The organism is Domibacillus tundrae, from assembly GCF_000970675.1.
In the GTDB taxonomy this organism is placed as follows: Bacteria; Bacillota; Bacilli; order Bacillales; family Domibacillaceae; genus Domibacillus; species Domibacillus tundrae.
Map to the genome: position 1 here is coordinate 21413 of NZ_LAJA01000014.1, position 22237 is coordinate 43649.

The following is a 22237-nucleotide window of genomic DNA, read 5'->3' on the forward strand; positions in this document are numbered from 1 at the left end:
AAGCGCTTTAATGTCGTGCCGTTAAGAAGACTTTTAAAGCATATTATATTTTCATAGAGACAAAAAATACATTTTTCTGTTAGAACCTATGTTCTTTTTATTGTAAAAGAAAAAACCTGTCTCAAAAAGGGACAGGTTGGGTGAGAATTGGAATTTTATTTAATTATCTTTCGCAAGCCCATCCATCTTTATCACGGTCATGCTTTGAATCATAAGCTGGGTGGCCTTTTTTAACGCCATCCGGGTACTTCTTACGCAATTCTGTGCAGTTCTTAAATGACTCTTTCTTAGGTGGTGTAGTCGGTTTTGGTGCTGGTTTCGGTGCTGGAGCAGGCTTTGGCTTCGGAGCAGGCTTAACAGGTGCAGGAGCTGGTTTCGGAGCACAGCCGCCGTTAATAGCATTCGTACTTGACCAGATACCGAGTTTAGCTTTCTTCGCCTTTGCTTCGGCTGCTTGCAATTCTTCTAAGTACTGTGTATTTGGTGGGAAGATCGCAACTCGAGCAAGCCCTTTTTCGAGCAGCGTTTTATTGAACATTACATCGTTCAGGTAGATGTATGCCAAAATACGGCCGTATTTGTCGCGTGTCTGAATGCCGAGTTCAAGCTTTACTTCTTTGTTCAAGAGGCTTTTCTTCGTGAAATCAGAAGCTTCTGGACCAAATAGCTGTACACATTTCTTAGGATCTTTCGTTTCCGGCGTATCGATCAGAATAAGACGGACTGTTTCTTTTTTTCCTTTATATGTGACTTTAATCGTGTCGCCATCGACGACTTCATTTACTGTTACTTTTGTAGCTGTTTTCGGTGCAGCTGCTTCAACTGTCTGAAGCGATTGATCTGCAGCAATCGGTGCAAATGATCCAGCAAGTAGCGAGAAGGACAGAAGGGACGCGGCAAAAGGCTTAAATAATTTCTTCTTTAACATGGTTATTCTCCTTTTTTAAAAATTAACAGATTTAATCCCATTTTCCTATCAAAAAAGGGTGATGACTATCTTTTTCGTTCAACAAATACCGACATAATCTGATTAAGAGTATTGAATAATCGCTTTTTGAATGATCCATCGGCGCAGACGTTCCAAAGCAAAATCATATTCTACATTAAAAACTTCGCTTATTACCCTTGCTGCAGCATATTCAGTGTCCGGTAGATTTAAGTTCGGAAGCATGAAAGTAGGGACACAAAAATGAAGAGCAAAAGTATTTGCCTGCCACTCTTGCAGCTGAACAAAAGGGAAGGGCAGTTCGGTCTGGTTTCCAGAATGACGTAATAAATGACAAACCTCATGTCCAAATTCCTGCCACTGTTCCGTTTTAGGTAGGGTTTCATTAAGTATAATCATCATAATGCCACCGATCTCTGCGCACTTGCTTTTCTTATAACTATATCCCACCTCTATATTGAGCCTCCTGGAAATTAGCTCTATATCTAGCTGATCAGGAGAAGTAATCGCAATTTTTGTGTATAAATTCTCAATAAAGTCTTCAAGATGGGATTTCACGTAGGTCATAAGGGACGCCTCTTTTCCAATTTACAATTATGGGAATGTATGTTCTTTTGAGTATATAATAAAACATACCATGGAGAAAAGAGGTAAGTGAGAAAATTGTCAGGAAAAGAAAAAATCTGTCACGATGAAGGACAGATTAAGAGATAATTGTAAAGGGGATATATGAAGATTAATCGTGGAGATCAAGAACACCATACTGGGATTCTATTTTTTCTTTTCCAGCAACAACAGCTTCATCATTTATTAAACCCTTTTTATGTAGTTCCAGCATTGAGTAGTATAAACGATATTGGTACGGTAACTTCAAGTCATTATCCGTATGGTCGTCCTCTAACTCATCAATTATTTGATTGTATTTTTGCTTTAACATGGTGTAAAAATTATTGCTTTTCAATGTTGCAAGCTCTGCTATAGTGAAGCCTATAACAATTCTTTCGTAACAATTCCATAATGCTAATTTTCTTCTTTTTCCTTCAGCATTAACCCACATTGTTTTTCCCTGACTAAAGGATTTATAGGAAGAAAAAATACCAAGCTTTGATTTTTTGTCTCTTAACAACTCGTCTAAATTATTTACTTCTCGCGAACCAATAGATTTATTATGGTTTTTAGATTCTCCAATTAGCCTTAATCCTATATGTTGGTTGATAAAAGATGGAGTAATTCCATCTATAAATTCCAAAACATGATCAATTTGGTTATCAGAGCTTCTTATATTGTGGTAAACTTTTTTATGCTTAAAACGGCCATAAACGTAAGTCATAAGATCTTCTAGAGTATCGCCTTTTTCTTTTTTGCTTCCACTTTTATAAGCGTTCTGTACGTTACCAATTAATGAATCGAATAAAACATATTCTTCTTGGGGAATCGGCAACCAAATATTATCATCGGGAGAATAATCAATATACTCATTGTAATTGATTGTATCATCCATAAATTTCACCCTGTTCGTATTCAAAGTTCTTTTTTACAAATGCAATTTGCACTTTTGATGTTACAAGGTTATTTTCACAATGCGGACATAATTCACTCTGTTTTCGTATGAATTCGATCATATCTAAATCGGAATTAAATTCAAAGGCATGTATCATGTCTGGATCATCATTATCACAATATATGATAAATTTGACACCAAGCATATCCCTAAACGATAACTCCATTAATATCCTCTTCACTATCTGATCATCTACCTTAGATTTCCTAGAAATGTATCTAGGTGATACGGTTTGATCAGGCATAAGAATATTTAAATGTTCATTAATTATCTTGAGCTTGTTCGGAGGGATTTGGAAATTCTTTTCTTGGTTTATATTGCTTAAGCTGACGTAATACATTGTCAACAATCTCCTTTTCCGTACTCGCCGTCGTGATCCTTTTTAATGAATAGTAATTAGCTTCTTTAACGACTTTGTACGGATATTCTTTATGATTACTTAAATAAGTAATTCCAAGAGAAGCAACTTCCGCATTTTCTATCATTTTTTTTACTATTTCATATGAATCAGCAAAACTGAGAGCTTTTCCTCTTGAATCAGCCTTGAAAGAGGTTATGCCTTTACCGGCTTCATGAAGGAATACTTTAAAATTTGTTTCTTTTGGCATTGTACCATAACGGGAAATCAGTTGAATTTCAAGTAAATCGATTAAAGATTTTTTTATTCGCAGACTTGAAGGCTCTGCTTTAAATGATTCCTCAGTTTTTCCAATGAGATCAACAATTTCATCCAAACAAGTACTCTTAAATACCTCCAACTTTTTGTGAACCATTGGATTATTATGGTCATAATATTCCTCGGTTATATCAAATAATGCATCAATTACCCAATCCGGATCAGAAAAATTAAATGGTAGTACATTTTTTCTAAAATAATCGATAAATTTAGTTGAAATTGTATCAAGTTCCTTTTTTCTCTTTACTCCACAAACAGAGTAAAGATTGGTTATAGGATTAAGTGACAGGACGAATTGTTCGCTGTTAAAGTCAACCAGAACATAAGCCAAGTAAATATCTCTAACGATATCGGGGACTTCACCAAAGTTTTTTTGTTTGATAACAAAAGCGGGAGCAGCCAGAGTGATTAATATTTGATCATCATACTCAACTACATCAGTTAGATGGATCTCTTTAAGGCTATCTTTGTTAAGATCAAAAACATTGGTCTTTAGCTTACTGCATACTTGAAGGATTCTTTTTTTGGTTTTTTCAGAAAACGAATTTTTATCGTCCGTTTCGTATACAAATAACGTATTGTATCCTTCTAAATAAACATGGTTTAACCAATTTACGAAATACTTAAAATCCACTAGATCCATCATCAACCCATGTAATACATTTTGACGAGTTTCAATAAGATTCCTGCCTGATTTGATATCGAACGCGGTTTTTATTTTATAAAGTTCTTGGTTTTGAGCTTTATCTAGAAACAAACAGAGATTTTTTTGTTGTTCATCACTGAGCTCATTGTAGTGCTTTATCATAAATATTCCCCCATCTCGCTGATTCAATCTTTAGAAACGGTTTATATTGAAGAACTAGAACATATAAAAGACCTTTTCCGTTTGTTAATTCTGCTTTGTACAAGTTTTTATTAAGAAACTATTTATTAAAACGCTGTTATCTCTCTTTTCAGCATTTGAACAAAACCCAATGGAATCATTACTATCAGCTGCTATTACTGCTTAAAAAGATTGGGAGGGGTCATAATAAGACTTTCCTCCTCAAAGAGCTTCCACCTTCCGTAAAAATCAATTCATTAAAGTAGACACTTATTTCTATTTTCCTACAAGATAAGTGTAAATCCTATTAAAATTGATCGACAAAATACGACAAAAAATGTCATATCAATTATTTTTTGCTAAATATATAATCGGAGTATCTAGAGTTTTAGTTTGGTTGTATGTAGAAGAATCAGCAGTGCTTTTGCAAATACTAGAGAGGTGGAGGATTATGTTAAAGGTAATAGTATCGGAAAATGAAAAATCCAAAAGTAAACTACTAGTAGATGGAGTAACGATTACGGGAGATGTAGGTCATTTTTCGTCAAATGGGACTGAAAATGAATGGGCTCGTATTAAAGACTACAATCTTTCGAAAAAAATAACTGAAGCCACCTTTAAGGAAATCCCAAAAGAAATTTCTAGTATATATCTTTACTATCCTTTAGATTTTACAGAGTATATTAAAGAGATTCAGCTTTGGCGGGATCTTAATGAAACAGAATTTACTGAACTTAAATTTGAATTTTCATGGGATTTTGAAAAGTGGAAAAAACCATTTAGCATTGAAGAATTTGCAGGAGCGATTAAAGAAATATTATTAGATTACAAGGGTGAAGCAGTGGAGTGGATGGAAGATAGTGAATTTTTAAGTAACGGCTGCGACCTTACTTTTCATGATTTTGATAGAAACGAAAAAATCAAAGTAGAACTTGAAAAGAAAATCATAATTGTGAAAGAAATTCTCGAAAAAGTAGATAGATTACTTATTACAGATTCCAGAAAAGGGTCTGTGGTTAACTTCTTTGATTTTCCTGAACATGTAAGGGTTCCATGTGAACAGTATCTTGTTTATTTTTCAGAATTCTTAAAGAATATTGGGATTGATGTAACAACAGACATTAGTCACCAAGCTGGAAGGGTTCTTTTTTCTGTTACACCCGTATCAAAGCGAACTGCATTACAGCAAATAAGAGAAGCATTAAACGTTTACCTCCAACTTCCTAATAATTTTGTCAGTTCAGATTTGATAAATGTACATATGAAACCTGAAGAACAACAGTTAGCAGCAAATATTCAACATCTTCAGGGACAACTCATGCTTGCGAATGCTATAATGCAAACCCAAAATGAAACAATGCAAAATCAAAGAGTTATGATTGAACAACAACGGCAAATAATAGATGCCACAATACTTCAGCAGTCGCTCCTAAAAGATTCAACAAATAATGATTCACCAGACAAAGAAGAAATTCTTGGAGGCACTATATCGCTTACTAATCTTGACGTGAAAGGTTTTCAAGTTAATATTCCAAATATTTATCGTTGGTTACGAGAAAAAGTAAGAAAAGAATAATCTTCGACAAATAGAATTCCGCTGGGACTAAATCCAACGGAGTTCTATTTATTTTATCAAGAATAATTAATTATTAAGCCATTTAATTAGGTAACCAACTCTTTTAGAAAAGCCCCCAAAAAAAGAGTGAAATAAAATAGTTTTAATATGGTTAGATACTTATTTGACTTACAAACTAATTTCTAAAACCAGTTGCTCTAAAATCATCACCAGAAATTTCAGATGAAATCATATCAATAAATTGATACAGGGATTTATTAATAAACTCTGAAAGCAACCAACCATGTTGACTGGCTAAATGTGCATCTAATCGATTGGGATCATATCTTGACATTTCACTTAATCTGTGCATGGCGGCAAAAGTTAGTACCATAGAATTTTTGTTAATAATTCCTGCTGTTAGATTAGTTCTTTTAAAATACCACAATTCGTTCGTGCTATATATGTACACAAACATTTTTCTGTATTTTTTATAATAACTCTTGAATCCATCAAGATTTGCTTCATTATTTCTACTTGACCACTTAAAAACATCTCTTGTACGTAAATAGTAGGCATCTGTCTTGTAATAATCGTCTCTTTCGAAACCTTCTATATTTGTTAGTGTGCGTACGTTTGAATCACCAATCTCTAATTGAAATTCTAGCCAGCTTTCATCATTATTTTTATCAAAAACAAATCTTGGTTTTATAATAGGAATAAATAATTCAGGATCGGTGTTAAAAGAAAGTTTATATGCACGATGAATAAACTCAAGGTTATATAAAATATTTTTCAAAGTATAAGTTTCTGGGAGAGATTTTATTTTTTTACGATTAACTAAAAAGTTTTTTAATTCACTTTCAAAAACCGGACGATTAGCTTCTGAAATTAATAATTTAGTTTCGTTAAAGATCTCTCTAGTAAGATTGTTAGCTTGTTTAGATCCAAATGTATTTACATCTTGTTGTATTAGGTTTATAGATTCATCTAAATATTTACTTAAACCAGCGAGAACACCTTTTTTATGAATACTGATATGCTCATTTTGTAATTTAATCTGACCACCTTCTTCGTATTTTGCTGATATTCCATGTTGTAAATCAAAATCAATACCTTTATAGGTGAGTAATGCTTTTGTAGCATTCAAGAAACAATAATATGTAGTTAAAGGTTTAGCAACTAAATCTAGATTTTTAGTTGCTACATAGAAGTTTTTCGCTTGATTCCAATAGTTTGCGGCTTCGAGACATTTTTCACCTCTTCCAGCACGCAGAAGTAGCTCAATATAATGCCAATGAGAGTCTGTTAGCACAGTTTTTCTGTCGAATTCTGGATCGACTACAGTTTTTCTTAAAACTAGATCCCTTTTATTATATTTAGAGCAAGGTCGCTCTAATAAAGGCTTACTAGCTTTTCTTAAGTCTGAAACTTCCTTATTAAGCTTCTTATGCTTCTCTTCCAGGGTTTTAGATTTTTTCATGAGTCTATTTAACTTCTGTTGAGACATCTATAAACACTCCTAAAGATTCTTTATGTAATTTAAATTTATTGATAAAGTTTCTGTCTTTTAATAAGATCAACGATTTCTGAGTATTCATTTTGCTTAATGGCCGAAAGAATATATGAAACAAGGTTAGTTATATAAGGTTGCATTTCAGTCATGCCATAAAAATATGAACACTGTCGCTCTCTTTAATTAGTTGAGAAAATTTGTTTTCCCCTTCATTCCCCCTCTTGGACATCTTTTTTATTTGCTAATTCATATGTAGCAAGAAAAAAGTACTAATATGATTATAAAATAAATACACGCCGCAGCGTGTTATTTTTTGTTTAATCCTCGTTTTTTGATGATCTCCCAGAACTCCTGTAATTCTTCAAGTTGTTCCTCTGGTGAATCGGCCATTTCTTTAAAGAAAAGGTTTAGCCTTGGATTGTTGAAAAATTCCATCATTTCTTTTTCATCATCGGTAGGTTCAGCATTAGGAACCGAGTTATTTTTCGTTTCTGTCAGCCCATATAAATAATCAACAGATGTTTCAAATAAAGAAGCAATTTTGATTACTGTTTCCATTGGCGGCTGCTTTGTACCGTTTTCATAAGCCGTGTAAGTGGTACGTGCGACTCCTAAAATCTCAGCAACATGACTCTGTGTAAAAGTAGGATTCGTTTCTTTTTTGCTTTCTCTTAGCTTCTTCAATCTATTTGCAAATTGTTTCATCTTTTACATCCTCCTTGAGGAATACATCTTAATTATAATGTTTCCCAGAGAAACTTTTATAAAATGTTCCTAAAAGAAACTTTTACGTTGACAAGTTCCTTAAAGGAACATATAATAACCTTAAGATAATTACTTGAAGGAACAAAGGGGGTGATAATATTGGAACGTACTTGGCTTAAAAATACACGTTATTCAACAAATATGACTCATGATGAGGTTGCAGAAGCAGCAGAAATTTCGAGAAGTTACTACACTAATATTGAAGCAGGAATTAAAAATCCAAGTGTTAATGTGGCTAAAAGAATTGCTAAGGTTTTAAGTTTTGAATGGACTCTTTTTTTTAAAAATGAATGTTCCTTAAAGGAACAAAATACTAAAGAAGTCAGCTAAGGAGGTGATCCAGAATAGAGGCGCTCCACGGCCTCACCTTCCTCAAACGGCGAAATTTGCTGTCGTAACATTGTTCCCATTTGAGAATTAAATATTCTTAATAGAGAACAAAAAGAGTTTTGTCGATTGCTTTCAGAAGTATCGACATATTACGGATAGGAGGAATTGCATTGAATCAACTTGTTTTCATCCAAAATGGCAGTGTACTTACAGACAGCTTGACGGTCGCAGCAGTTTTCGAAAAACAACACAAAGATGTAATGCGCGACATCCGAAATCTTGAATGCAGTGAAGAATTTAATCGGCGCAATTTTGCGCTGGTTGATTACACAGATGTACGGAACCGAGTCTACAACAAATATTTAATCAAGCGTGACGGACTTGCTTTTCTAGTGATGGGTTACACAGGAAAAACCGCTTCCGAGTATAAAGAAAAATTCATTCTAAAGTTTAACGAAATGGAAGAGCAACTTCGAAATAAAGTTCATGTCCTTGACGAACGCACTTCATTAATTCAATCCATGAAGCTGACCATTGAAACGGCAGAACGCCAAGATCAAATTCAGGAAGTGGTTAATACACATTCCGTAAAAATTTCCGAACTTGAAACAAAAGTTGAAGAGCAGATCACGCTCACATCCGGCGAGCAGCGTCGCTTACAAAAAGCTGTTGCGATTAAAATTTATGCGCTTGAATCAGACCCAGCTGTACGGCCGCGATTATTCAAGGAGCTGCACCGCGAAATTAAAGATCGATTCGGTGTTTCTTCTTATAAAGATGTAAAGCAAAAAGAGTTACAGTCGGCAATCCGCTACGTTGAAAATTGGGTGCCCCGAAAGGCGGTGATTTAATGAATAACTTAGATTCAATGAACACAAAAGAAGCAGCTGAATATATCGGGGTCTCTCTTGGGACGGTCAGAAAGTACGTTCATGAAGAAGGGCTGCCCGTTCTCCGCTTTCCCGGAAGACGAAAGTGGATCTTCCGAAAAGACATGGTTGATCAATGGATGGAAGAACGATCAAAACCCGTCCTTTTGTATCCGGCAGAACAGCAGGATTACGGAAAATTACGAATTCTGAAACCGTAAGCGGCTTAATTTTATTGTACAGTCATTCTTTGTATCTACCAATTAACAAAAAGATACAGACAGGGGGAATTTAGTTGGTTATTAAAGAATCAGCCAGCGTCAGTGCGGCGCTTACAACATTCATTGAAACCCAAGAACTCACAAATGAGCAGATTGCTTATGTGTTAAACATTTCAAAACAGCTCGTTAGCCATATGAAACGTGATCGGCGTCCGATGCAGAAAGATATCGCAGAGCAGGCGATCAAGCAGTTTAGCGATTGCCCAGCTTTCGCGATGGACTTAATATTCGAATTTAGCTCGGGATTCACATCACCCGTTTTAAGAGGCAAGGCTCTGGAACAGCACAGGCTGTCGTTCAAAGAATTTTTGCTAAACGAATGGGCTGATGTTGCTAGAAAGATTATCAAGTCTGAGAAAGAAGACGAAATGTATTACTTCGATTGGTCGAAAGCTCCAGATCAAGTAACAGAACGAGAGAAGAATTTAATTAAAGATTTAATTATTGAGCTAAACGAAATGGAAATGGCGGCAGCTAATTTTAGAATCCATCTGCACGAAGCTTACTTAATTGATGCGAAGATTGTACGGGATGAGACGCTGAGTCGGGTGACAGCAAAGGGGTGGATTTAGAAATGAAAAAGGACAAGCCAAGGAAGCGTCGCCGACCATATCAAGTGATCGTCAAAAGACTTAATCAGCAAGGAATAAAAGAGAAAGTGGTGAAGAAACGTCATGTATTGGGTGTTTGATGCAGCACAAACGATTCTTTTAACGTCCATGGGATTGTGTCTTTGCGGTATCAGCTGGATCTGCCGAGGTGTGTGGGATCGGTACAAGGAAGATGAAAAAAAATAACGCCTGCACAGGAATGCAGACGTCGAATCAACAGCTAATTATTCTACTGATATTATATCACACATTTTTAGGGTGGGCACTTCGGTGCTCGTCGATAGCAATCGGATCAGGTTTCTCCCCCTGTACCTGTTCCGGCTGCTATCGATGGGCTTCATCCATCAGAAAGAAGGTGAAAGCATGAAGCGAGGAAAGAATCCAACACGCGCTGAAAAAGCGGTCATTGCTTCTTACAACTTGAATCCAGCGAACTGGCTGATCTGCAAGAAAGTAAATGATATGTACACGCTCGAACATCGTCATACCGGGAAGATCAGGCAGATCCCGATGGACCCAGTGAGAAAACTTGGATAAGGAGATGAAAAGTGTGGAACATCCTGAAATTGTTCAGATCATGCACACAGGCTACCCATTGATGGACAAGCCCAGCGAAGATGAATCATTTATTGAAGTCAACGATCTTTGCGAAGAATGTCAGGCGCGGAAGAAAGCCTCCGGATCTGATTACTGCATCGTTTGTCTGGAAGCATGAAAAAGACCCCTGTTGGTAGCAGGAGTCAGTGGTTTAAAAATTTATAAGATACATCCATTGTACTGCACATTTAAAACTGAATCAAGGGAGTGAAGAATTTGGCAAAGAACATGAACGCCATTTCAACAATTGACCTGACACGCCATGACTGGCTTATGGAGAGACGTAACGGTATTGGAGGCAGTGATTGTGCTGCCATTGCCGGCGTCAATAAATACAGTTCACCGATGAAAGTGTACCTTGAAAAAACGAATCAAATTGAATCAGAAGAAATCTTTACTGTGAATGAACAAGGCGGATTTGAAGAAGGCAGTGAAGCAGCCTATTTTGGTGTACTAAATGAAGATCTTGTCGCACAGGAATTTTCCCGCCGTACCGGATTAAAGGTGCGCCGGCGAAACGCGATCTTGAAGCATCCGGAATACGACTTCATTTATGCGAATGTGGACCGGCTGATTGCCGGCAAAAAAGAAGGGCTTGAATGCAAAACAGCTTCCGAATTTCTGAAAGGTGAGTGGGAAGGCGATGAGATCCCGGCTTCTTATCTGCTCCAGTGCCAGCATTACATGGCCGTGACCGGCTATGAAGCGTGGTGGATTGCGGTACTGGTCGGCGGCAACAAATTCATTCATAAGCGCATCGAGCGTGATGAAGAGCTGATCGACTATCTCATTAACATCGAAAAAGAGTTTTGGGAAAATCACGTCTTAGCGAATAATCCGCCGCCGTTCGATGGATCCGTTGCATCCAGTGACTTACTAAAAGCCATGTACCCGCAGCATGAGCCGGACAGCACGATTGAATTAACGTCTGACCTGCAGGTGTACATTGATTCATACAAAGTGCTGGAAGCAGAAAAGAAAGAAATTGATTTAAAAATGACAGAGTGCCAGAACGTGTTAAAAGGCGCCATGCAGGAAAACGAAACAGCCTTTATCGGTGAACAAAAGATCACGTGGAAAACGCAGGTTTCCAACCGGATTGATACAAGCCGGCTCAAGAAAGAGCAGCCGGATATTTACGAAGCGTACGTCAAACAAAGCACATCTCGTCCTTTCAAAATTAAATAACTGGAGGTTTTACCGTGGCAACAAATAATACGATCAAAAACGAACTGGCAAAGAAGCAACAAAATGCGCCAGCGAAACAAGTGTCACCGGAACAGTCACTGAACGGCTTATTAAAACGGATGGGGCCCGAAATTCAGCGGGCTCTTCCGAAACATATGGACGCCGACCGCATGGCACGCATTGCTTTAACCGCTGTCCGCACCACGCCAAAGCTTCTGGAATGTGATCAAATGTCATTCCTTGCAGCTCTTATGCAGTCCGCCCAGCTGGGCGTTGAGCCGAATACAGGACTTGGCCAGGCGTACTTAATCCCATACGGCAAGCAGGTACAGTTTCAGCTTTCCTATAAAGGTCTTATCGATTTAGCAGTCCGTAGCGGTCAGTACAAAGCCATTTATGCCCATGAGGTGTATCCAAACGATGAATTAACTTTTGAGTACGGTTTGTATAAGGATTTAAAACACGTGCCGGCCAGCATTCCAGAAGGTGAGCCAATTGGCTACTATGCGGTTTATCACTTGCAGAATGGCGGCTTTGATTTCGTCTACTGGACACGAGAACGCATTGATCAACACGCCAAAAAGTTCAGCCAGGCAGTGCAAAAAGGATGGACAAGCCCTTGGAAAACAAACTATGACGCAATGGCCAAGAAAACCGTTTTGAAAGAAGTGCTGAAATACGCACCAAAATCGATTGAGTTTCAAAAGACAGTTGAAGCTGACTCTACTATTAAAAAAGAAATCGCGCCGGACATGAGCGAAGTAATCGACATGCAGCATGAGCTGATTGATCTGCCGGAGGAAACACCGCCAGCAGAACCGGAACAGAAAAAAGAAACGAAAAAGCCGTCAGCAAAAGACATTGATTTTGAAACGATCGACATTGCTGAAGAAGACCTTCCATTCGGCAAGCAGTAATGGAATATAAAATGGTCATTCCGGATCTTATCCGGCAGATGAGCAAAAACAATGATGAGTATGTCCGGTGGGTGAGGAGCTACTTCAAATCCTCTCACCCGCATCTGGTGCTCGTACGGATTGAAAAGCAGGCAGTTCTTAAAAAGAGAGAAAGGGAGGAGGGATAACAGGTGGCGGATGTTCAGCTGGAGCACGGATACACCAAGATTGCCAACGAGATTCTGGATGTGATTCAGCATTTCCAATTCACGCAAAACCAATATAAGCTGCTGATGGCCCTGTGGCGGAACACATACGGATGGAACCGGAAAGAATGTGAATTTTCCCTTTCCTATATTGAGTCTGTCACACATCTGGAGCGCAAACGAGTGAGTGAAGCGTTAAAAACACTCATACAGAACAACGTGATTAGAGAATTGAATCCAGGCTCTAGAACGAAAACAAAAATTGTTTCTTTTAATAAAAACTATGAAGAGTGGACGATCAAACATTACAAAGGTAGTGGCGTTTTGCCCACTAGTGGTCAAGATGACACTAGTGGCGAAATGCCCCCTAGACGTAGTGGCGAAACACCCCCTAGTGCTAGTGGGCAATCCGCCACCCATAAAAGAAAGATTAAAAACAATATTAAATACAATGCTTCTGCTAATAGCGCGCACGAAGGAAACAGTGACGGGGTGCCTACAACCGACCCAATACGTGGTGATTTGACTGGACAAGCTCCAGTCGGAGAAATATCACATATTCCTCAAAACGATATTCAGCAGCTGCTTAACGGATATGTCCAGCTCAGGAATAAAGGCTTGCTGACAACACAAGATGACTTTGAATCAGCAAAAGAAATCCTAGCTGAAGGTGTTTCACTTAATGACGCGCTGATATGGCTTAAAGAAAAGTTTGATAGCTATCAGCCTAAACATCCGCGTGACCACATAAACAGCCTCTCCTATTGCGTGGGGCACATTTTAGACAGACATATCGAAAATCAAGAAAAGGAGCGGAACCCACATGGCGAAACCGGAACAACCCCGATTCACCAGTATCGCGGACGTAATGGCGGATCTGCAGGCAAAGGCAAATCAAAAGAGCAGCTCTTTAAAGACCTCGAAGCCGCTAGAGACGCCTGGGGCGGATGAACAGCAGTATGAGTGCGCTGTTTGCAAAGACACAGAGCTCATCTTCCGCAAAAGACCGGTGATGCAAAAAGGAAAAGAGATCATGCAAGAATATGCTACGTTTTGCGAATGCAAGGAACAAAAAGCTTGGAAGCGCCGCTTTAAGCAATCCATGATCCCGGATGAATTCCAGAAAGCGAATTTTGGAAACTATGTTACAGACACACAGTATCAACGCGAGATGAAAAAGATGGCTGCTGATTATGTGAATCTATTCCGCTTTGATACCGACAATGAAGGGCGAAAGAAAAAGATCATCCCTCCGCACAATTTTGGTCTTATCGCTTCTGTAGGTGAGCAGCGCTTAAAAGAACTGCCAGCTTCGGACCGGACGGAAATTAAAAACCAGCATAACAATTTCGGGATCGGCAAGACGCATTTACAAATTGCCATTTCAAAGATTCTGCTAAAAGCAGGATTTCGGGTGTTGGTCGTATCAGATGCTGTTTTCATCGACGACTTAATGCAGGCGAAACGGTCAGGAGACGAAGGAGAGCAGCTAAATCAATTGCTTGGCCCGGCGCTCGAAGCAGACGTGCTCATTTGGGACGATATCGGCAAATCGAAATGGACGGAAGCCCGTGAAACGATGTACTACCGGATTATCAATGAGCGGTACCGCAAGCAGATGCCAATTGTTTTTAACAGTAATGAGGACCGTGGCACTTTGGCGGATAAGATCGGTTACGCAGCTGCCAGTCGTTTAATCGGGCAGTGCAGTGATGAAAAATACAAATTCCTGATGGATGCAGAGGGTCAGGACTGGAGGCTAAAAAAGCATGGCTAACCAAGACTCAATCATTTTACAAACCAGCAGCGTTCGCCAGGTAATGTATCCGGGATCGGGCATGTATATGTTCCAGCCGCAAGCTGGACGGAAGCCATTATCGATAAAACAGCAGCAGGAAAAAGACGCAGCTTTTAAAAAGCATCTGGATGAAGCGTGGAAGCGAATTGAAGCGGAAGAAAAGACAGACGGTAATGCGGCATGAGTAAATGCAGAGGCTGCGGCGCAGAAATTCAATGGATTAAGACCGACTCAGGCAAAGCAATGCCGGCAGATATGCAAAAGCAAACAATCATTACGGCTTCTGGCCAAGTCGTAAATGGCTTCACATCGCACTTTGCAACGTGTCCGCAGGCAAATAATTTCAGAAAGGGCAATCAACCATGAACCGCTCAAACGTTTATCAATTGCTGAAAAATCATTATGAGAACACCGGCAAAGTCTTGAATGCGGTTGAATTACTCGTTGAATTACTCGTCGCTTTCGGAAAAACAGATCCAGCAGAGGTTATGGCTGGCCGCCGGATGTTCGACACCTATTTATCAACTCAAGGGAGGAAAACAGCGTGACACCAATCGCAGGCTATGAAAAATTATCCGATGCTGAACGCCGGCTGTTTATCAAGGCGCATCAAAAGCACTTGTCATCGTTAAAAAGCAATGAGCGTGACCAGTACGGGCTTGGAAGTGTTGTGAAGGTTCAATCAAACCCGCAGGAAGCAGCCATTGATGTTCAGTTTGTAAACGGGCAGAAACGGCAGTATACAGCGAAAGGGGCGTGGTATTGATGGATTATTACACACCACAAACGTATGAAATGGCGCTTGCTTTAAATAAGCACACGGGGCTAGAAAAGCCGTCTTTCAAGGAACGCGAAAAGCTTATGGCTGGCTATCAGGCGAACAATGCGACGAAGGTCGAAAAAGTTACTGCAGTAATGGTGAAGGAGATTGTGGTTGATGAAACTCTGTGAACGCTGTAACCGCCCTCTGAAATCGCAAAAGAGCATGGATGCCGGTATGGGTCCAGTTTGCAAGAAAAAGCAGGCTGAGGAAGAAGCACAGGCTGAATTTGAACGGAATCAATTGACGATCGATGAGGTGTTGAACGATGGGAAGATCGAAAACGCCTCGTAACTGGAACGCAAAGAAAACATTCGCATACGGGATTCAATTTGATAGCCGATCCGAGGCGGATTATTACATGAAGCTTCTCGCAGATCCAGCAGTCGGAAAAGTCGACGTGCAGCCGGTATTTGAGATTATTCCAGCGTATTCTGTAATATGCCGTCGCTGTGAGGGCTCAGGCCGCCAAATCAGCACGAAAACAAAACGCGAGATTAATTGTTCTCTCTGTTCCGGAAAAGGCTCAAAAACGAAGGCAGGGGCGAAATACACGGCAGATTTCAAAGTTTACTGGAAGAATGGCCGGACAGAGATTGTTGATGTGAAAGGCGGACCAGCTTCCAGAGACTTTTCACTCCGGCGTAAGTTGCTTGAGCAGGCGATCGGGCAGGAAGTAACCATAATGGAATACACGAAAGCAGGATGGAGGAGAAAACGATAATGTCTCAATACGAATATCACATAGCGCAGGCAGCCAAGCACGAAAAAGCCGGCAACCTAGTCCGGGCAGAAATGCACTTGGACATGGCGGATCAGTGCAAGCGGTGATCAGCAGTTGACGCAAACTATGTAGCAGAGGGAGGAGATTAACAGAGTCATTTATGAATAGAAACCCTAGTGCCAATCGGAACGCTAGAGGATAATTCTAGAACATCATGATTAAACATTCTAATACATCCATGTGAGACATTCTTACCAATTGAAGCTGGGTTATTTGTTCCGTGTATGCCGTAATGAGGTTTTGACAATCCCATCCAAAGCACTCCAAATGGTCCGCCGGGATGAAGTTGTTTATTGATAATCGTGTATGTCCCAGAAGGTGTTGGTGACAATATTTTCCCAACTGCAATTGGATAAGCTTTTATAAGTTTGTTTCCATCAAAAAGTTTTAATTGATGTTGTGATGTTGATACGTCAATCCATCTTGCCATGAAGATCAACTCCATTTTTTGATTATTGTATGAAGTAACTCAGGCATTTGTTAATTAATAGAAATTGATTGAACAGTTAATGAGAAAAGAAAGCAAAATTGCTTAATGAACAGTACATTGAAGTTATTCACGGCGAACTTTCTTTAAATACGATACAATGCTTGTTTTTAATGAGGCGTAAGAACCGATTGCAGCATATCCGTAAAACCAGCCCATGAAAATACCGGCAACTAGATGCCCTCGGTGGCTGATGAAAACAGAAATAAGTAAACCTATGATCAATGCAATGAAGGGAACCAAGGGTTTCGAAGGCTTAAAAAATATTTTGATTAACTGCGTCAGGATAAGAACGACAGGGACCGCAATGACAACATCCCAGAAATTTGTATGTATTGTGGGGAAATCCATTGAGATATCATCCTTTTTTAATGATATCATGTTGAAATTTCGAAATTTTATTCAACAGTACGTCCAATATGTAGAGGAAGAAAGAAAGGGCTAACCGTGCTTTCCTTCCTCCTATTCTCATCATATTCTGCTGACAGCCTTATGACACAAAAAAGCTGGGTTGAGAACCCAGCTAAGAAATCGAGACTATTTTGGAATTTGAATTTCCATTAGTAATATGAACCATTGAAACTGATTTTATACAAGAAAATCAGTCTTACGTCCATATCACGTCATAAAGGAGCGTTGAAGATGCTTGAGCACGGGGATAAACTGCTGTTTCCGAATAGAAAAACCTATTCTTTGTTTTGTATCGGATATTGCTGTCCGGGCGGTATTAAACCGCCTGATGAATGGTTCATATCGAATACTGGCGGTGGCACAGTATTTAAAGGTTATTACCACGAGCTTCTGGATTTTTTACCAGAGGGCTGTGTGGTCGTAGCAAACAAATGGCATGAAAAAAAGAAGCAACCAGTCATTAAAGTGGATTGTCAGATAAGTATTTTTGAGTAAATTGCGTTCTTTTAGTTAAGAAAGGAGGTAAGCATGATGCTGCAAGGAATATGCTCCGATCCGGAAATACTTCCAACCGGTGAAACATTCTTTCTTTTTCCGGCCGGCACCGATTATGTGTATGCATCTAGATTCCCACGGAAAGGTGCGCACACGGGCTGTTTTGAAAAGAAGCACTTTCACAAGATCAAGGAAGTAAATGAAACGCCAGAATGGCAGCCAGAGCCGCCAAAACGAACGGTTGAAATCGAAAGAAATAAAATCTATTCTGCAAAGCTCATTTCGTGCGGGGAGCATTCAAAAAAGTTGATCGACAAAACGTACTTTGTCATTGCTCGTGGGGCAGGTCTACATGTAGACATGTACCCGTCAGCAGAATTAAAAGGGATGTTAGCCTGTTATCCGGTTCACTGGTTTGGGAATTTTGATTTGGTAGATCAGGAGACAGAAATCGAAAGTGTAGAAATCGTACCAGATTCAGTCATGGAAGAAGACATTTTTGATCAGCCAATAGAACCGGAGTTTTTCGAACAAATGAAACTATTCTAATAAATTGGGCGATGTATAAATCTAGAAAAAAAAGGAAATGATGAAAATGAAAATATAGCAGATTGGGAGTGAAGCACTTGATAAACATTGGAGAATGGAAAACAGTGAAAATTGGCGATATGACAGCCATCGGTTATGTGAGCAATATCGTGCAAAGCGGATTTTACGGATACAGGATTGAATTAACAAAAGTGATTTGGAGTGCGAAAGGTAATTACTTGTTAAAAAAACCATCGCCCGGCATCTTCACAGAAGAGCAACTGGAACCGGTCGGCGACTTTTGGGACAAGCACGAGGATAAGGGATAAGTCGATGCTGATTGATCTGGCCCTTTTAACGGAGGACAAGCAGTGGTTTGATGAATTGACGGGAGGAAAACAAAAATGGCATATCGTGGAGCAGTAATTGAGCAGCAGTGGACGCCGGAACGATTGGAAATGGCGAAGAAGCGTTGGAGAGAACAATAAAAAACAGCCAGGCAAGTACCTGACTGCAGAAATGGTTTTGCGTTGTACAAGTTGGGTTTTGCAAATGTCAGTACCAGTATGAACCACTCTAGAAAAATTTATACAAAAAAGCCGAGAAAAAGTCCCCGGCTCTTTAAAATATTGCTCGCAACTTTATTTTAACAGACTGGGGGCGTCCTTGTGAAAGAAACATCTGAAATTAAAATGACGCAGGAAATTGATCTGATGGAAAATGCTACGTATTACGTGAAAGATGGCGTCCTTGAAAAAGTGGATTCCCCACCATATGGACACGGTTCTCAAACAATCGTATGGCAGCACGGCAAGCCCGTGGGGTTTGATATGCATTATACAAAACGGAGTAGATGACCCTAAATTTGTGTGAGTTGACCGAGTAAGTTAAAAACAGGGGGTATATTTTAAGCGTTATTTTTAACTTATTTAAGAAGGGCCGACATTCACCCCATGAATGGAGGAATGTCGGCCCCGTATCAGTCATCGCCCTCATATTTCCATGACGATACAATGACTAAAAATTTTTAGTTTTTTAATGACTTACAAAGCACCTTGCAGAGTTGAGTTAAAGCAGAGTCCGAATCTTTTCAACGATTCAGAAGCTTAACCAGCTTTTTTAAAATCCAGCTCGGAAAAATAATGATTAATATTAAATTTTCCAAACATATCATCCTCCTGACTGGGGATGACGTCATAGGGGCTGAAATACAAAATCATTTTAGCACACATTGTAATTAAAAGAGAATAAATAAACCGCCTTAACGGAAAAACCGAGGGCACTGAATAGACGCACACGCGGCGTTTATTTGGTGCTCTTTTTTATTTTTTATCAAGGGAGAGAATGAAATGGTTGCAAATCAACTCACGCTTTTTACAGACATAGATGAAAAAGAAGTCCAAAACTTAATAATCATGGAGCTGCGTGATTATCGTGCTTTGAAGGTGCAAATTGAAAACAAGAAGGAACGAGAAGCAGCAGGCATTGTAGACCTTTTCCCTTCAGTAAGACAACAGGATCAGTTGAGCGAATTAAAAGTAAAGCAGATTGATCGTGCACTGGATCGAAGCCTGGATTTCATTGAACGCCAAATCATCGAAAAGAAGTACTTCACTTCAGAGGAAACTAAAGACATTAACATTTACATGGAACTAGGCCTTAAGAAAGGAAAGTACTATGACAAAAAAAGATCAGCTGTTTACCGCCTTGCTACGGCTCTTGGCATCATTTAATTTTCCGGGCAAAAACCGGACAAAAAGCGAACAAAAACCGGACAAAACGGGTACCATTTTGGGCACCTTTTTATTTTCCCAATCAAGGTAACATTTTCTTATCGGGTAACGCACACTGTGCCAGCCGATGGGAGAAGCGCCTTTCCCTTATCAAGACGTACTCGGGTGTATCGAATGACTATGAAGGTTGCCGGCTGAAATTACGGGGGAACAACTGGAGTCTAGCTGTATTGCGTACGATAGCCACGGGGATGCAAAGTGTGAAAGTCCTTTGCAAACAACCGATTGTCGACGTAGACAGCGACCGTTACTGCAATCCTGGCCAACCTCCCGGGTGATTGTGGATGAACGGGATATTTTTATTTAAAAATCTAAAAAGCAAATAGCGCAAGGCGGTGCTTTCATAAGGAGATAGAATCATGACAAAAATTGCAGCTCTTCTGTCAACTGATGTGAAAAAGAAATTAGCTGCTATTGGCCAGAAAAAAGAAGTACCAAAAGCGGCTCCCCCTAAACGTAAGAAACGCTACTCAACAAGAGAAATTGAAGAATTAATGGGCAAGAACATGACTACCTCAAAGCGGGTAAGCGGACGGATTAGAAGCATTAACAGGAAATAAAGAAGGAAATTATCACCTTTTGTCGAAATACTTTACTTAGATGTGGAGAGGAGAGACAAAAGTGACAAGAACTGAAACGTTTATTAAGGCATTGGAAGAATGGAATGAAGCATTGCCTTCTAAGAGTATAGATCTTATTGAATTAGTAGCGTTTTTAGGCATGGAGATTGGCATCTCAGAAATTCTTGAGGACCCTTCTTTAGAGCTACTTGAAAAGAGAATTACTGACTTGGTAGTTAATCAACACATAGAAGAAGGTTTTTTGATCACTTCTCTGGTTAATCGTGTTACAAAGATATTAGAGGATCGCCTTTTTGGTTTAGGAAACGCAATTAGAATTAATGAAGGTCTTTTGAAGATTGGTGAAGAAAAAGGGAAAGATCATCTGGTTGAAACAGCCAAAAAATCTCTTTCCCGGATCAAAACTTTTGAATACATCCTTCAATCAGAAGATCAAATAGATACTTGGCGTCAGATTGTTGCAAAAGAGTTTACAATTGCAAAGGAACAACAATGGAAAAGAGAAGAGGACGATAAACACTTTAAAAAAATTAAAGACCTGAATTTTTAATATGAAAGGCTAAGCACTTTATTTTTTAATAAGGTGCTTTTTTCTTTGCTCAAAATTCATTAAAAGGAGAGGTTTTATGAAAACATTAGAAAAGTACATCAAAGAAAATCAAGAAAGGCATATTCATCATCATGTTTTATCTGTAAATGGGGATGGCAGCATCTACATTCATCCGCAAGGCGTAGATGGGGATACAATTGATTTTGAAGTGAAGGGCAATGAATTAATCCCTAAACGATAAAAACCCTGCCAGCTGACAAGGTTAAATAATCTTTTTCATGCCGCAGTTTCGGCACTCACGTAAGAAAATAGCATTTTTAATGGAGCTCTTAAATTGAGCGTTATCACAATTATCGCAACGGCCGCTTTTGATGTCTGGATATTCTTTAATATTATATGTGATGCTTAAATCATATTCCTGTTTCGTTTCCATGATGTTCACCTCGCCTGGATAATCATATCATCGAATTGGTGACGTATGGAGCAGGAAATTATCTCCTTTTGTCGAAAAATAAAGTTTAAAGAGAAAAGGAGGGTCTAATTTGCCTTATACACAAACAGAATGGAAAAACCGACACCAATCAAGATCTGATATGAGTGTTTTCTTAACACATCTTACTCGGTCGGTATTTGATAAAGATGGTAATATTGCAGTACCAGCAGTAGATATACTTATTAAAATTTTAACGGAAGAAAAATTAATTGGTAGTAATAATGCAGGATTTATAAGTGGACATGAAAAAGCAGTATGCTTTCAAGACGTCCCTTTATATGGTGTTAGTCAAAATGTTCGTCATGAAGAACTTAATAAAACTAAATTAGGTAACAAAGTCAGATATCAAGGGTATGGAATTGCTCTTCCTAAGCCGTATGTATTCAAGCGAGGAGGGCGTCCTGTCATTTATGAACAAAAAAGTTTAGGTATAATTAATTATCCTGATGACCTTTGGCGAGTAGTAACGTATGATCTAAGTGACAAAAATAATATAATAGACTGGACACATGAAAGAGAGTGGAGAGTCAAGGGAGATTTTACATTTGATATAAAATCAGCATATGTGATTTTACCGAATCAAAAAATTTATAAGGAGTTTGTAAAAAAAGTACCAAAACAGATTCTTGAAGATATACGTGGTATAACAATTTTAAATAGTATTTTGTATTAAA

Annotated in this window: 37 protein-coding genes; 27 read left to right on the forward strand and 10 right to left on the reverse strand. The window is 38.9% G+C overall.

The features are described 5' to 3' along the window. Positions 1-163 precede the first annotated feature (163 nt). The 5 genes from VQ00_RS11820 to VQ00_RS11840 form a co-directional block, all read right to left on the reverse strand. The gene (locus VQ00_RS11820; RefSeq protein WP_046180348.1) at positions 164-928 is read right to left on the reverse strand and encodes a thermonuclease family protein; all 765 of its coding nucleotides are present in this window, start codon (positions 926-928) and stop codon (positions 164-166) included. Between the two features lie 102 nt (positions 929-1030). Then, positions 1031-1513, reverse strand: coding sequence for an ImmA/IrrE family metallo-endopeptidase (locus tag VQ00_RS11825; RefSeq protein ID WP_046180349.1), 483 nt, complete (start codon positions 1511-1513; stop codon positions 1031-1033). A gap of 169 nt (positions 1514-1682) precedes the next feature. Next, a complete protein-coding gene (locus VQ00_RS11830) occupies positions 1683-2447 on the reverse strand; it encodes a restriction endonuclease (RefSeq protein WP_046180350.1) in 765 nt (254 codons plus the stop codon). Beyond that, a complete protein-coding gene (locus VQ00_RS11835) occupies positions 2440-2673 on the reverse strand; it encodes a hypothetical protein (protein ID WP_046180351.1) in 234 nt (77 codons plus the stop codon). Before VQ00_RS11835 ends, VQ00_RS11830 begins: the two co-directional genes overlap by 8 nt. Positions 2674-2770: 97 nt before the next feature. After that, positions 2771-3991, reverse strand: a complete 1221-nt coding sequence (locus VQ00_RS11840; protein WP_046180352.1) for a hypothetical protein — start codon at positions 3989-3991, stop codon at positions 2771-2773. A gap of 469 nt (positions 3992-4460) precedes the next feature. Here VQ00_RS11840 and VQ00_RS11845 point away from each other — a divergent pair, with 469 nt between their 5' ends. Further along, a complete protein-coding gene (locus VQ00_RS11845; protein ID WP_046180353.1) occupies positions 4461-5585 on the forward strand; it encodes a hypothetical protein in 1125 nt (374 codons plus the stop codon). A gap of 175 nt (positions 5586-5760) precedes the next feature. Here the strand turns inward: VQ00_RS11845 and VQ00_RS11850 are convergent, their stop codons facing one another. Both VQ00_RS11850 and VQ00_RS11855 read right to left on the reverse strand, forming a co-directional pair. Continuing rightward, positions 5761-7074, reverse strand: a complete 1314-nt coding sequence (locus VQ00_RS11850) for a YaaC family protein (RefSeq protein ID WP_046180354.1) — start codon at positions 7072-7074, stop codon at positions 5761-5763. Positions 7075-7386: 312 nt separating this feature from the next. Further along, a complete protein-coding gene (locus tag VQ00_RS11855; RefSeq protein WP_046180355.1) occupies positions 7387-7785 on the reverse strand; it encodes a helix-turn-helix domain-containing protein in 399 nt (132 codons plus the stop codon). Between the two features lie 159 nt (positions 7786-7944). On the opposite strand from VQ00_RS11855, the gene VQ00_RS11860 reads away from it, so the two are divergent. The 17 genes from VQ00_RS11860 (at position 7945) to VQ00_RS11930 (ending at position 16165) form a co-directional block, all read left to right on the forward strand. Next, a complete protein-coding gene (locus VQ00_RS11860) occupies positions 7945-8175 on the forward strand; it encodes a helix-turn-helix transcriptional regulator (protein ID WP_425388380.1) in 231 nt (76 codons plus the stop codon). Between the two features lie 170 nt (positions 8176-8345). Next, positions 8346-9026 carry a Rha family transcriptional regulator gene (locus tag VQ00_RS11865; protein ID WP_046180356.1) on the forward strand — a complete coding sequence of 227 codons (681 nt, stop codon included), beginning with the start codon at positions 8346-8348 and terminating at the stop codon, positions 9024-9026. Beyond that, the gene (locus tag VQ00_RS11870; RefSeq protein WP_046180357.1) at positions 9026-9265 is read left to right on the forward strand and encodes a helix-turn-helix domain-containing protein; all 240 of its coding nucleotides are present in this window, start codon (positions 9026-9028) and stop codon (positions 9263-9265) included. The genes VQ00_RS11865 and VQ00_RS11870 overlap by 1 nt, the downstream gene beginning before the upstream one ends. A 74-nt stretch (positions 9266-9339) precedes the next feature. After that, positions 9340-9897, forward strand: coding sequence for a hypothetical protein (locus tag VQ00_RS11875; RefSeq protein ID WP_046180358.1), 558 nt, complete (start codon positions 9340-9342; stop codon positions 9895-9897). A 402-nt stretch (positions 9898-10299) separates the two neighbouring features. Further along, a complete protein-coding gene (locus VQ00_RS18850) occupies positions 10300-10473 on the forward strand; it encodes a DUF6906 family protein (RefSeq protein WP_172645574.1) in 174 nt (57 codons plus the stop codon). 13 nt (positions 10474-10486) lie between these two features. Next, on the forward strand, positions 10487-10651 hold the full coding sequence (locus tag VQ00_RS18640; protein ID WP_156154059.1) for a hypothetical protein: 165 nt from the start codon (positions 10487-10489) through the stop codon (positions 10649-10651). Positions 10652-10761: 110 nt separating this feature from the next. Next, positions 10762-11721 carry a YqaJ viral recombinase family nuclease gene (locus VQ00_RS11885; protein ID WP_046180588.1) on the forward strand — a complete coding sequence of 320 codons (960 nt, stop codon included), beginning with the start codon at positions 10762-10764 and terminating at the stop codon, positions 11719-11721. Between the two features lie 14 nt (positions 11722-11735). Then, complete coding sequence (locus VQ00_RS11890) at positions 11736-12638, forward strand: recombinase RecT (RefSeq protein WP_082091550.1); 903 nt, start codon at positions 11736-11738, stop codon at positions 12636-12638. Between the two features lie 170 nt (positions 12639-12808). After that, positions 12809-13774 carry a replication protein gene (locus VQ00_RS11895; protein ID WP_046180360.1) on the forward strand — a complete coding sequence of 322 codons (966 nt, stop codon included), beginning with the start codon at positions 12809-12811 and terminating at the stop codon, positions 13772-13774. An 82-nt stretch (positions 13775-13856) separates the two neighbouring features. Beyond that, entirely contained in the window at positions 13857-14600 is a 744-nt protein-coding gene (locus VQ00_RS11900; protein WP_245618112.1) for an ATP-binding protein, read from the forward strand. Further along, the gene (locus VQ00_RS11905) at positions 14593-14805 is read left to right on the forward strand and encodes a hypothetical protein (RefSeq protein WP_046180361.1); all 213 of its coding nucleotides are present in this window, start codon (positions 14593-14595) and stop codon (positions 14803-14805) included. Before VQ00_RS11900 ends, VQ00_RS11905 begins: the two co-directional genes overlap by 8 nt. After that, positions 14802-14987, forward strand: a complete 186-nt coding sequence (locus tag VQ00_RS11910) for a hypothetical protein (RefSeq protein ID WP_046180362.1) — start codon at positions 14802-14804, stop codon at positions 14985-14987. The genes VQ00_RS11905 and VQ00_RS11910 overlap by 4 nt, the downstream gene beginning before the upstream one ends. Continuing rightward, complete coding sequence (locus tag VQ00_RS11915) at positions 14984-15169, forward strand: hypothetical protein (RefSeq protein ID WP_046180363.1); 186 nt, start codon at positions 14984-14986, stop codon at positions 15167-15169. The genes VQ00_RS11910 and VQ00_RS11915 overlap by 4 nt, the downstream gene beginning before the upstream one ends. Next, positions 15166-15387, forward strand: a complete 222-nt coding sequence (locus tag VQ00_RS11920) for a hypothetical protein (protein WP_046180364.1) — start codon at positions 15166-15168, stop codon at positions 15385-15387. Before VQ00_RS11915 ends, VQ00_RS11920 begins: the two co-directional genes overlap by 4 nt. Next, positions 15387-15572, forward strand: coding sequence for a hypothetical protein (locus VQ00_RS11925; RefSeq protein ID WP_046180365.1), 186 nt, complete (start codon positions 15387-15389; stop codon positions 15570-15572). Before VQ00_RS11920 ends, VQ00_RS11925 begins: the two co-directional genes overlap by 1 nt. Beyond that, a complete protein-coding gene (locus tag VQ00_RS18855; protein WP_172645575.1) occupies positions 15559-15735 on the forward strand; it encodes a DUF6011 domain-containing protein in 177 nt (58 codons plus the stop codon). Before VQ00_RS11925 ends, VQ00_RS18855 begins: the two co-directional genes overlap by 14 nt. After that, positions 15710-16165 (forward strand): DUF1064 domain-containing protein, encoded by a 456-nt coding sequence (locus tag VQ00_RS11930; RefSeq protein WP_082091552.1) that lies wholly within the window; start codon positions 15710-15712, stop codon positions 16163-16165. The genes VQ00_RS18855 and VQ00_RS11930 overlap by 26 nt, the downstream gene beginning before the upstream one ends. A 154-nt stretch (positions 16166-16319) precedes the next feature. Here the strand turns inward: VQ00_RS11930 and VQ00_RS11935 are convergent, their stop codons facing one another. Beyond that, on the reverse strand, positions 16320-16655 hold the full coding sequence (locus VQ00_RS11935; protein ID WP_046180367.1) for a L,D-transpeptidase: 336 nt from the start codon (positions 16653-16655) through the stop codon (positions 16320-16322). Positions 16656-16778: 123 nt separating this feature from the next. Further along, positions 16779-17063, reverse strand: coding sequence for a hypothetical protein (locus VQ00_RS11940; protein ID WP_046180368.1), 285 nt, complete (start codon positions 17061-17063; stop codon positions 16779-16781). Between the two features lie 291 nt (positions 17064-17354). Between VQ00_RS11940 and VQ00_RS11945 the strand changes: the two genes are divergently transcribed. From VQ00_RS11945 to VQ00_RS18645, 8 genes are all read left to right on the forward strand, one after another. Then, complete coding sequence (locus tag VQ00_RS11945; RefSeq protein ID WP_046180369.1) at positions 17355-17618, forward strand: hypothetical protein; 264 nt, start codon at positions 17355-17357, stop codon at positions 17616-17618. 36 nt (positions 17619-17654) lie between these two features. Beyond that, the gene (locus tag VQ00_RS11950) at positions 17655-18167 is read left to right on the forward strand and encodes a hypothetical protein (RefSeq protein WP_046180370.1); all 513 of its coding nucleotides are present in this window, start codon (positions 17655-17657) and stop codon (positions 18165-18167) included. A gap of 77 nt (positions 18168-18244) precedes the next feature. Further along, entirely contained in the window at positions 18245-18475 is a 231-nt protein-coding gene (locus VQ00_RS11955; RefSeq protein ID WP_046180371.1) for a hypothetical protein, read from the forward strand. 339 nt (positions 18476-18814) lie between these two features. Further along, a complete protein-coding gene (locus VQ00_RS11960; protein ID WP_046180372.1) occupies positions 18815-19003 on the forward strand; it encodes a DUF3954 domain-containing protein in 189 nt (62 codons plus the stop codon). A gap of 492 nt (positions 19004-19495) precedes the next feature. After that, on the forward strand, positions 19496-19879 hold the full coding sequence (locus tag VQ00_RS11965) for an ArpU family phage packaging/lysis transcriptional regulator (RefSeq protein WP_046180373.1): 384 nt from the start codon (positions 19496-19498) through the stop codon (positions 19877-19879). Positions 19880-20298: 419 nt separating this feature from the next. Beyond that, on the forward strand, positions 20299-20499 hold the full coding sequence (locus tag VQ00_RS11970; protein WP_046180374.1) for a hypothetical protein: 201 nt from the start codon (positions 20299-20301) through the stop codon (positions 20497-20499). 61 nt (positions 20500-20560) lie between these two features. Then, positions 20561-21070: a hypothetical protein gene (locus VQ00_RS11975; protein ID WP_046180375.1), complete on the forward strand. Its 510-nt coding sequence runs from the start codon at positions 20561-20563 to the stop codon at positions 21068-21070. Positions 21071-21146: 76 nt separating this feature from the next. Further along, the gene (locus VQ00_RS18645; protein WP_156154060.1) at positions 21147-21311 is read left to right on the forward strand and encodes a hypothetical protein; all 165 of its coding nucleotides are present in this window, start codon (positions 21147-21149) and stop codon (positions 21309-21311) included. A 21-nt stretch (positions 21312-21332) separates the two neighbouring features. Here the strand turns inward: VQ00_RS18645 and VQ00_RS18860 are convergent, their stop codons facing one another. Then, positions 21333-21503 (reverse strand): DUF8096 family protein, encoded by a 171-nt coding sequence (locus VQ00_RS18860; RefSeq protein ID WP_172645576.1) that lies wholly within the window; start codon positions 21501-21503, stop codon positions 21333-21335. A 109-nt stretch (positions 21504-21612) separates the two neighbouring features. Here VQ00_RS18860 and VQ00_RS11980 point away from each other — a divergent pair, with 109 nt between their 5' ends. After that, positions 21613-22236 (forward strand): hypothetical protein, encoded by a 624-nt coding sequence (locus VQ00_RS11980; protein ID WP_046180376.1) that lies wholly within the window; start codon positions 21613-21615, stop codon positions 22234-22236. The last annotated feature ends 1 nt before the right edge of the window (position 22237 follow it).